The following is a 4,123-nucleotide window of genomic DNA, read 5'->3' on the forward strand; positions in this document are numbered from 1 at the left end:
ACAGGTAGAGCCCGTGGCCGGCCTCGTCCTGCACCTTGGCGATCAGGATCGCCTTGCGCTTCAGGCTCGGCGCGCGCGTGATCCAGTTGCCCTCGGGCAGCATGCCGACGATCTCCGAGTGCGCGTGCTGCGAGATCTGCCGCACCAGCGTCTTGCGGTACGCGTCGGGCATCCAGTCCTGCGGCTCGATCTTGCCGTCGGCGGCCATGACCGCGTCGAAGCGCGCCTGTTCGGGCGAATTCGCGTCCGCGTCCAGCGGGGCGACGTTGCCGGGGATATCGAGGGATTGGGTGTACATGAGGGACGCTCTCTGGAGGAGTGGTCTGTGTCGGCGTAGTATAAACCAACCGACCGGTCGGTTAATAAATTTTTTGTAGATGGGTATTGGCTTTGATAGCGCCATTCAGGGGCGTTGAAGCGGGCCGGCGGGTTTGCCGCGGTTTAGATGTGCCTGCCGCTCCTGACCGGACGTCACCCCGCCCCGACACTTACCGGTAAAATTGCGAATTGGCCGCGATTTGCGGCCCACTTGCATCTCCGGTACTCATGTTACGTCTAAGCGAAATCAAACTCCCGCTCGATCACCCCGAAAGCGCCCTCGAAGCCGCCATCCGTGCGCGCCTCGCGGACCTCGGCGTCGCGCGGGACGGGCTCATCCGATACACCGTGTTTCGCCGCGCGCACGACGCGCGCAAGCGCGCCGACATCAAGCTCACCTACATCGTCGATGTCGAGGTCAAGGATGAAGCGGCCGCGCTGAAACGGCTCGCCGATGTGCCGCATTGCGGCGTGACGCCCGACATGAGCTACAAGTTCGTCGCCAAAGCGCCCGCGCAACTGAGCACGCCGCGTCCGGTCGTGATCGGCATGGGACCGTGCGGTCTGTTCGCGGGACTGATCCTCGCGCAAATGGGCTTCCGGCCGATCATCCTCGAGCGCGGCAAGGCCGTGCGCGAGCGCACCAAGGACACGTTCGGCCTGTGGCGCAAATCGGTGCTGAATCCGGAGTCGAACGTGCAGTTCGGCGAAGGTGGCGCCGGCACCTTTTCGGACGGCAAGCTCTACAGCCAGATCAAGGACCCGAAACACTACGGCCGCAAGGTGCTCGACGAATTCGTGCGGGCCGGTGCGCCGGAGGACATCCTGTACCTGAGCCGGCCGCATATCGGCACGTTTCGCCTCGTCAGCATGGTCGAAAAGATGCGCGCGAGCATCCACGAGCTGGGCGGCGAAGTGCGCTTCGAGACGCGTGTCGAGGACATCGAAATCGACAACGGTCAGGTGCGCGGGCTGAAGCTGTCGACCGGCGAGACGCTGCGCAGCGACCACGTGGTGCTGGCGGTCGGCCATAGCGCGCGCGATACCTTCCAGATGCTGTACGACCGCGGCGTTCATGTCGAGGCGAAGCCGTTTTCGCTCGGGTTTCGGATCGAGCATCCGCAAGGGGTGATCGATCGCAGCCGGTTCGGGAAATTTGCCGGTCACAAACAGCTCGGCGCAGCCGACTATAAGGTGGTCCACCACTGCAGCAACGGGCGCGCGGTCTATAGCTTTTGCATGTGTCCCGGCGGCACCGTGGTGGCGGCCACGTCGGAGCCGGGGCGCGTCGTCACGAACGGCATGAGCCAGTACTCGCGCGCGGAGCGCAACGCGAATGCGGGCATCGTGGTCGGCATTACGCCAGACGACTACCCGGGCGATCCGCTCGCCGGCATTGCGTTCCAGCGCAAGTGGGAGGAGCGGGCGTTCGAACTCGGTGGCGGGAACTATATGGCGCCGGGGCAACTCGTCGGCGATTTCATCGCGGGGCGGCCGTCCACGTCGCTCGGCTCAGTCGTGCCGTCGTATAAGCCCGGCGTGCGGCCAACCGATCTCAGCACTGCACTGCCCGACTACGCGATCGAGGCGATTCGCGAAGCGCTGCCGCAGATGGAAAAGAAAATCGCCGGTTTCGCGATGCATGATGCGGTGCTGACCGGTGTTGAAACGCGAACGTCGTCGCCGGTACGCGTTCGTCGCGGGGACGATTTTCAGAGCGTCAATGTCAAGGGGCTGTATCCCGCCGGCGAAGGTGCGGGATATGCAGGTGGGATCTACTCGGCGGCAATCGACGGGATCGAGGTCGCCGAAGCCGTCGCGCTGAAGATAATGAGTCAGCAAACGGCGTGAGCCCGAGCGGGCGCAGCCGTCGGGCACCGGCGATTGCTGCGTCGTTCGGGCACAATGCCCGTTTCGCCTCGAACCGATCCTCCGAATGACCATTCGCACCCTGGCTGCCGCATGCGGCGCGGCGCTGCTTGCCCAAATTGCTCCGTTTGCCGTTTCCTCGAGTGCGTTCGCTGCCGAAGCGCCCGAGCATTGGGTTGCCGTGTGGGCGACCGCGCTGCAACCGATTCCCAAGCGGGCCGAATTGCCACCGCTGTATCGCGCGCCGGACGTCGCCGGGCGAACCGTTCGGCAGATCGTGTATCCGACGTTGTCGGGGAAGACGGCGCGAATTCATCTGAGCAACGCATACGGCAAGACACCTCTCGTCATCGACGAACTGCGCATCGCGCGCTCGGCTGGCGGCGCATCTGTGGTCGAGAGGGGCGGCAGTCGAGTGACGTTCGCTGGTAAGGGCGCGGTCAGCATTCCGCCCGGCGGCGAGTTGGACAGCGATCCGATCGTGCTCGACGTCGTCGAGGGGGCGCCGTATGCGATCAGTGCGTTCATGGGACCGGAGCAGCGGATCGTCGCGTGGCACCGCGTGTCGAATCAGGTGAATTACGTGTCGGAGCCGGGCAATCACACCGCCGACGCGTCCGCTGCAGCATTTCGCGGCCGCTTCACGCAATATGTGTGGGTCACCGGCTTGTCGCTGGATGCGGCGGCATCGTCGGTTGCCGTGGCCGCGATCGGCGACTCGATCACCGACGGCATGCGCTCCAGCCTGAATCAGAACCGTCGCTGGCCGGATGCGCTGGCTCGACGAATGGCGGCGAGCGGGGCGCCGTCGACCGCGATCGTGAATCTCGGCATCAGCGGCAACCGGCTTCTTAGCGACTCGCCTTGTTATGGCGACGCGCTTGCGAGCCGCTTCGAGCGGGACGTTTTGCAACGTCCGGGCGTCAAGGCGGCGGTCCTGCTGATTGGCATCAACGACATCAACTTTGCGGCAATGCCGCCTCATGGCGGTCTCGACTGTGACTTTCCTCATACGTCCGTCACGGCTGCCGATCTGATCGCCGGTTACCAGCGAGTGATCGCGGCCGCGCGACGCAACGGTGTCAAGGTGTTCGGCGCGACGCTGACGCCGGCGTCGCTGCCGCCGGAGCGGGAAAATATCCGACTCGCGGTTAATCAGTGGATCAGGACCAGCCGCGCATTCGACGGCGTCGTCGATTTCGACGCGGCGTTGCGCGACCGAGCGCAGCCGGAGCGTTTGCAGCGCGTTTTCGATAGCGGCGATCACATCCATCCGAGCGACGCGGGCTACGCGGCTATGGCCGATGCTGTTTCGGTTGAGGCCCTAGTGAGCGCGGCCCGGAAGTGAGTCACAACTTTTTTAGGCGAAAGTGAAAAATGGGTGTTGACGAGGCGCGAAAGAGTCTCCATAATCTCGTTTCTCTGCTGCAGACGCAGCGACGCAAACGAAGCGGTGCCGGGTAGTGGTAGTTCAGGCGCTGCGGGTTTCGCGGATCGATCTTTAAAAACTAACAGCCGATAAGTGTGGGCGCTTGATGCGGAATGCGGCGGCGGATTCTCCGGAGTCTGCCGCAAGGCAAAAGTATCAGAAGCCTCACACAGTATTAGAGGAAGGTTTATCTGTCGAAAGACGGATCAATCATCGTCAGTACGTTGAGTGAGCGACCGGTTTCTAACGAAACCGAAAACAGTAACAGGTTTGAACTGAAGAGTTTGATCCTGGCTCAGATTGAACGCTGGCGGCATGCCTTACACATGCAAGTCGAACGGCAGCACGGACTTCGGTCTGGTGGCGAGTGGCGAACGGGTGAGTAATACATCGGAACGTGTCCTGGAGTGGGGGATAGCCCGGCGAAAGCCGGATTAATACCGCATACGCTCTGTGGAGGAAAGCGGGGGATCTTTCGGGACCTCGCGCTCAAGGGGCGGCCGATGG

3 protein-coding genes and 1 rRNA gene are annotated in these 4,123 nt (G+C 63.2%); 3 read left to right on the forward strand and 1 reads right to left on the reverse strand.

Going from position 1 to position 4,123, the window contains the following annotated elements:
* Positions 1–298, reverse strand: a 298-nt coding sequence (locus tag GCT19_RS41150) for a Phenylacetic acid catabolic protein (protein ID WP_193727433.1), incomplete at its 3' end; no start/stop codon positions are given.
* Positions 299–546: 248 nt separating this feature from the next.
* On the opposite strand from GCT19_RS41150, the gene GCT19_RS41155 reads away from it, so the two are divergent.
* The 3 genes from GCT19_RS41155 to GCT19_RS41165 all read left to right on the forward strand — a co-directional run.
* Positions 547–2,169 carry an NAD(P)/FAD-dependent oxidoreductase gene (locus GCT19_RS41155; RefSeq protein ID WP_018438265.1) on the forward strand — a complete coding sequence of 541 codons (1,623 nt, stop codon included), beginning with the start codon at positions 547–549 and terminating at the stop codon, positions 2,167–2,169.
* Between the two features lie 85 nt (positions 2,170–2,254).
* Positions 2,255–3,535: an SGNH/GDSL hydrolase family protein gene (locus tag GCT19_RS41160; protein WP_152855025.1), complete on the forward strand. Its 1,281-nt coding sequence runs from the start codon at positions 2,255–2,257 to the stop codon at positions 3,533–3,535.
* A gap of 353 nt (positions 3,536–3,888) precedes the next feature.
* Positions 3,889–4,123: ribosomal RNA gene (locus GCT19_RS41165) — 16S ribosomal RNA — on the forward strand; the annotation flags it as partial.

Source organism: Paraburkholderia atlantica (assembly GCF_009362785.1).
GTDB lineage: Bacteria > Pseudomonadota > Gammaproteobacteria > Burkholderiales > Burkholderiaceae > Paraburkholderia > Paraburkholderia atlantica.

What these genes read in the sequence shown, in the direction of transcription:
- GCT19_RS41155 (WP_018438265.1), top strand. Translation starts at nt 547, where the DNA reads ATGTTACGTCTAAGCGAAATCAAACTCCCGCTCGATCACCCCGAAAGC.
- GCT19_RS41160 (WP_152855025.1), top strand. Translation starts at nt 2,255, where the DNA reads ATGACCATTCGCACCCTGGCTGCCGCATGCGGCGCGGCGCTGCTTGCC.